Source organism: uncultured Shewanella sp., assembly GCF_947495455.1.
Classification (GTDB): Bacteria; Pseudomonadota; Gammaproteobacteria; order Enterobacterales; family Shewanellaceae; genus Shewanella.
Genome location: NZ_CANLZC010000184.1, coordinates 1 through 5,195 on the forward strand (window position 1 = coordinate 1; position 5,195 = coordinate 5,195).

A 5,195-nucleotide genomic window follows, 5' to 3' on the forward strand; every position below is an offset into this window, starting at 1 on the left:
GCCTGTGTAGCGGTGAACTTTTAGCTATAAGAAAAACAAGTACACCATCATTTCTAAGCCGCCTGTGTGGCGGTGAAGCATAGGCCGTTGCTGGCGCTATTTCAATAATGTTTCTAAGCCGCCTGTGTAGCGGTGAACTTTTAGCTATAAGAAAAACAAGTACACCATCATTTCTAAGCCGCCTGTGTGGCGGTGAACTAATGAGTTCCTGTGTCATTATTGACGATGACTTTCTAAGCCGCCTGTGTGGCGGTGAACTCGATATATTAGTCCATGACTTAGTGTTAACATTTTTAAGCCGCCTGAGTGACGGTGGTAAGATCGTGAGCTCCCACTCACACTGGGCCAAAAGGGGATCCACAGCAATCCCTTCTTGGAACACCTTGCAGTCCCAACGGAGTAAAGCACTTCAATTTTCGATGAACAAAAATATCTATCGCCTCATATTCGCCATCCATGGCTCAACTAAGGCTATTTTCAACATCCTGTCTCAATCACAATATTTTTTATCGAAACATTAAAGTTACTCCAATGGGCCAATAAAGCAGCTGCCTGTGCTGCAGTGAACATGCAAGAGAAGATCAAAATATTCGATTAATATTCCTAAGCCGCCTATGTGGCGGTAAACGCTTTAGCATTATCTTGATAAATGCCATACATTTTCTAAGCCGCCTGTGTGGCAGTGAACATCAGGATAATGGCGGGGATCTCCGCTGCCATTTTCTAAGCCGCCTGTGTGACGGTTAACATCAAGAAGCGGATAGTGCAAGTGAATGTGCATTTCTAAGCCGCCTGTGTGACGGTGAACATTAGGATCTTTTAGGATCTTTATAGTTATTATTTCTAAGCCGCCTGTGTGGCGGTGAACTAATTTCGCGATCCCATTCTTCACTTGATTCTTTTCTAAGCCGCCTGTGTGGCGGTGAACGAGAATGTGATCTATCGCGTCTGCAAGATAGATTTCTAAGCTGCCTGCACGGCAGTGAACTAGTTGATGTTTTTTTGTTGTATGGACTTTTATTTCTAAGCTGCCTGCACGGCAGTGAACGCTACGTTTGACATGATTTTTCCTTTTAAAATTTTCTAAGCTGCCTGTACGGCAGTGAACCCCAAAACATCAACATCGTAACCCGCCAAAAGTTTCTAAGCCGCCTATGTGGCAGTGAACTCGACGAAAAAGCGCCCCTTGGTATAGCTACGTTTCTAAGCCGCCTATGTGGCAGTGAACCAATGTTCCTTCTCATCTGCGAAATGCTTGTATTTCTAAGCCGCCTATGTGGCAGTGAACATGAGCATGAGTGATATTGATGCTTTCACTAATTTCTAAGCCGCCTGTGTGGCGGTGAACCTTTTTAGCATTCGATTTTTTGCCATTTCTTATTTCTAAGCCGCCTGTGTGGCGGTGAACTAGACTATTTAACGAATCATTTTTATTTCAAATTTCTAAGCCGCCTGTGTGGCGGTGAACGCCAATTAAATCATTTAAATCAAAAGTAATAATTTCTAAGCCGCCTGTGTGGCGGTGAACATAAATCGCCAATAGAATCACCAGCTTGATGATTTCTAAGCCGCCTGTGTGGCGGTGAACAAAGTTATTATGAACACAGCATCTACATTAGATTTCTAAGCCGCCTGTGTGGCGGTGAACCACATGCTCTATGGACTAGCTTCACTGCATTTGTTTCTAAGCCGCCTGTGTGGCAGTGAACAGCTATAGCGCTGGATATTATTAAAATTGGTTTTTCTAAGCCGCCTGTGTGGCGGTGAACTAACGCTCAATTGTGAGGTGTTGGCAGTGTTATTTCTAAGCCGCCTGTGTGGCGGTGAACACTTACGTTCATTGATAGATGCAGCACAAACATTTCTAAGCCGCCTATGTGGCAGTGAACGCTCTGTGAATTGAGTTAGCATTGAGGCATAATTTCTAAGCCGCCTATGTGGCAGTGAACTCCAGCGTCTTATATTCACCTTCTTTTGGTGTTTTCTAAGCCGCCTATGTGGCAGTGAACAATGGTTTTATCAAAACGGTAACGCCTACAGTTTTCTAAGCCGCCTATGTGGCAGTGAACAAATTCGACTAAAACAAGGGTAGGGCTAGACGTTTCTAAGCCGCCTATGTGGCAGTGAACAAATCTAATGAGATGCGGATTGCGGCAAATATTTTCTAAGCCGCCTATGTGGCAGTGAACCGGCGAAAAGCCCCTATGGGATTTTCAAGATATTTCTAAGCCGCCTATGTGGCAGTGAACAGGCAATAAGGTTGTCGGCCTAACTGGCATTATTTCTAAGCCGCCTATGTGGCAGTGAACCTGACGGTCGCGATGGTGAAGACGGTCGGGATTTTCTAAGCCGCCTATGTGGCAGTGAACTATGGTAAATTGGGCAGGAAATGGAAAATTGGATTTCTAAGCCGCCTATGTGGCAGTGAACCTAGTTGTACCTGCGTTCCTGCTTGTTCCTGTTTTCTAAGCCGCCTATGTGGCAGTGAACGTATTATCATTATCTGGCTTAAAACTCTATAATTTCTAAGCCGCCTATGTGGCAGTGAACTTTTTTTTCGTGTGTATAAAGTGTTTTTTTAGTTTCTAAGCCGCCTATGTGGCAGTGAACTATGGCATTTTAACACAAAAATACTTTGCAACAATCAGTTAGGATAAAAATCGCGTTTTACCCTTGTAAAAATCACTACAATGTAACTTGTTGATTTTTATTTAAGTTGTTAAAGAGCAAAAAATAAAAGGTAAAAAGGGGTAAAAGTTAACAACTGACTATACGCGGCATGGGCTTAAAAATGCAATGAATAAGCACTCAAAAACACTCTTTATTGATGACACTCAAAAGACGATCAAAAAAAGGTGAGCTCGATGGCTCACCTTTTTTTACGCAGCAGCATTTAAGTATTAAGAAAACGCGTGACCTATAGCCTCGTAGTAATAGCCTACGCAACCAAAGCCCGCACCAGATGCCAGACCAACGCCTAATGCGAAAGCGCCTGCGGCCATAGTGACAGTGCCTGACACACAAAGTGATACCGCCCCAGCTGCTGCAAAACCAACCGCACCACCCAGAACAAAACCCTCAGCCCCAAAAACCATGGCTGGAACATAATTCCAGTCCTTTGCTCCGCCACTGACTAATTCAATTTCATTCATCGATAATGTTTGCATAAGTTACCCTTAATTGATTGATCTTGTTTAGAGTAGACATTCTAACCAATAAATAATATTGCACTTCCTAAAAACATTAATGATTACAAGAAAATGCACTATACTTAAGTCGAGTTAATCGATTTGGTCTGATAAAAAACATTCCATGCTATAGATGCTAAAGAGACTAACAGGAGGCTTTCTAAGCCGACTGTGGCAGTGAGTAATGAAACTATTGTTATTTATACCACTTTTTATGCCACTTTGTTCACTAATACTATACCGTGCTCTTTAATGTGACGGCAAAGTGGCTCGGGGCTTGCTTGAGTAATGTGAACAATATCAAAATAATAGGGCAAACAAGTTTCTTCATTTAGCGTATAGCTCAATGCATTGATATCACGGCTTGATATTTTATCCCCCATCACCGCCAAATCCACATCTGAGCCGGGTTTATAATTTCCCTTAGCACGCGAGCCAAATAACACCACCTGAGTAAAAGCCGAAAACTGCGCAATCTCACGCAGTATCAAGTTCAGCTCATTTTCCGTCAGTCCCAGTTGTGCAGCTTTAAGACTACTCATTTCAGCTCAGCCAATTTAGCGGTAAACGTTTCATATAAAGCATGCAGCAGCGGATAGTATTGCAGCTTAATCTTCTCCTCAACGTCTTTTGCTGTTTGCTCTTGATAGGTATGCACGGTTAAATTACGATCTTTTAACGCCTCAAGCCAAAGTCCGCCATCTTCAATTAATTGATATTGAAACGCTTGCTTAATGGCATCCCTAGGGCTTTTAATGATAAAACCCTCAAGCTCTTGATAATCTTTAAGGACTTTCCAAGCCAGCTCAAAGCTCATTTCAAAAAACTGGATCATGCCTGCACGCTCAATCACAGATAAACTCGGCATATTCACCGTTTGCTGTAGTAATAAAAATGCCCGTTCAAAGTTTTGAAACCGCTGCGCCCACCGCACTTCATAATAATCTGACATACTCAACCTTCTTAATACTCATGATGTGCGAGACATAATCGCTGTTAACATCCTAGATCTTTCATACTATGCCAGTCTATTCAGCCAGCATAATATGATGCCTATATTATCGAATGTATTCCAATACTTGACCAGTGTTAATTTTCTAAGCTGCCTGAATGGCAGTGCTGGCATGACGAATTCATCAACACATTGAGAATTCATTGAATAAATAAAGTATATCACTATACAAGGGCCAGCCAAATGTCCCTATTTGTCGCTCATAGCGATCATTGTTATGACCTTCGCCTTGCAGCGAGCTTTTGTGCAAATCCGTCTGTAGCACGCTGTAACTATCTGACCTGCATGGATAGCAGGAAATGCCTTAAAATGTCGGGAACATTTTTGGCCATGTAGGCTCAACGAAAACCAACATCATCCCTGCTTAACAGCCAGTTCAGCTTCAATATAAATGGATTTATGAATGCCGCGGTAGCAGGAACGCTAAGGAACGGCCCAGCTTCTCGTTCATAAACTCATGACATTGTCATATTCACCCTATTTTCGAAGGCATACAGACGTATTCACACGATATTGAAAGCCAAAGCAACTGCTTCAACAGCAACGGAGTACTAACATAACTTTTCTCGTGCAAAGCACGAAACTCATAGCAAAAAAACGCTTTTATTTTTTTGCTATTTCTAAGCTGCCTGTACGGCAGTGAACCTTTGCTGAATATCGAATTTGAATCGCTATCATTTCTAAGCTGCCTGTACGGCAGTGAACATATCAATCACCGAATTACCCCGAACTTTTCAATTTCTAAGCTGCCTGTACGGCAGTGAACAGTGTTCATCGCACCATTCACTACCCGAGACTTTTCTAAGCTGCCTGTGTGGCAGTGAACTGGGTTTACCTTTGGGGGTTCGATTTGTTCGCTTTCTAAGCTGCCTGTGTGGCAGTGAACTACTTTTGGAAAGAGTCGCTGAAAATGCGCAATTTCTAAGCCGCCTGTGTGGCAGTGAACATCGCTGAAATGCAGTATCAAGCCGAGCTTATTTTCTAAGCCGCCTGTG

5 protein-coding genes are annotated in these 5,195 nt (G+C 42.8%); all 5 read right to left on the reverse strand.

Features of this window, described 5'->3' with window-relative positions; all coding sequences use genetic code 11:
- Window positions 1-382: hypothetical protein (locus Q0791_RS24350; protein ID WP_299011854.1), on the reverse strand; the 382-nt coding region annotated here is incomplete at its 3' end.
- A gap of 255 nt (window positions 383-637) precedes the next feature.
- Window positions 638-892: a hypothetical protein gene (locus Q0791_RS24355; protein WP_299011855.1), complete on the reverse strand. Its 255-nt coding sequence runs from the start codon at window positions 890-892 to the stop codon at window positions 638-640.
- A gap of 2,008 nt (window positions 893-2,900) precedes the next feature.
- On the reverse strand, window positions 2,901-3,167 hold the full coding sequence (locus Q0791_RS24360; RefSeq protein WP_299011856.1) for a hypothetical protein: 267 nt from the start codon (window positions 3,165-3,167) through the stop codon (window positions 2,901-2,903).
- A 233-nt stretch (window positions 3,168-3,400) separates the two neighbouring features.
- Window positions 3,401-3,730 carry a nucleotidyltransferase family protein gene (locus Q0791_RS24365; RefSeq protein WP_299011857.1) on the reverse strand — a complete coding sequence of 110 codons (330 nt, stop codon included), beginning with the start codon at window positions 3,728-3,730 and terminating at the stop codon, window positions 3,401-3,403.
- The gene (locus Q0791_RS24370; protein ID WP_299011858.1) at window positions 3,727-4,140 is read right to left on the reverse strand and encodes a nucleotidyltransferase substrate binding protein; all 414 of its coding nucleotides are present in this window, start codon (window positions 4,138-4,140) and stop codon (window positions 3,727-3,729) included. Before Q0791_RS24370 ends, Q0791_RS24365 begins: the two co-directional genes overlap by 4 nt.
- Window positions 4,141-5,195: the final 1,055 nt, after the last annotated feature.

Coding starts and splice junctions, on each gene's coding strand:
- Q0791_RS24360 (WP_299011856.1), bottom strand. CDS start 3,167: ATGCAAACATTATCGATGAATGAAATTGAATTAGTCAGTGGCGGAGCA.
- Q0791_RS24365 (WP_299011857.1), bottom strand. CDS start 3,730: ATGAGTAGTCTTAAAGCTGCACAACTGGGACTGACGGAAAATGAGCTG.
- Q0791_RS24370 (WP_299011858.1), bottom strand. CDS start 4,140: ATGTCAGATTATTATGAAGTGCGGTGGGCGCAGCGGTTTCAAAACTTT.